We start from the raw sequence: 261 nt of genomic DNA, 5'->3' as shown, positions 1-261 counted from the left end.
AAGGAGCACATGCTGCAGATGTGCTGGACCGTGCCCGGCGACGAGGACTTCCGCCAGGAGCTCGCCGAGATGTGCATGGCGCTGAACGAGCTCGCGGAGCAGGGCGCGGCCATCGAGGTCACCTTCTACGACACCGACTACGACGAGGAAGAGGGCGGCGCCGAGGACGACTCGCGCGACGACTTCATCATGTTGTTCGTCGGCCCCAACCCCGCCGCCATCATGCAGGTGCAGCGCGACCTGCTGGTGGAAGACGTGGTG

At 65.9% G+C, this 261-nt stretch carries 1 protein-coding gene; it reads left to right on the top strand.

Annotated elements, in window-relative coordinates:
- Window positions 1–9: 9 nt before the first annotated feature.
- The coding region (locus CVH10_RS21790; protein WP_219924982.1) for a DUF6806 family protein at window positions 10–261 on the top strand (252 nt) is incomplete at its 3' end.

It is taken from the genome of Halomonas sp. ND22Bw (assembly GCF_003011945.1).
In the GTDB taxonomy this organism is placed as follows: Bacteria; Pseudomonadota; Gammaproteobacteria; order Pseudomonadales; family Halomonadaceae; genus Halomonas; species Halomonas halophila.
This window is presented reverse-complemented; position numbering and strand designations above follow the sequence as displayed.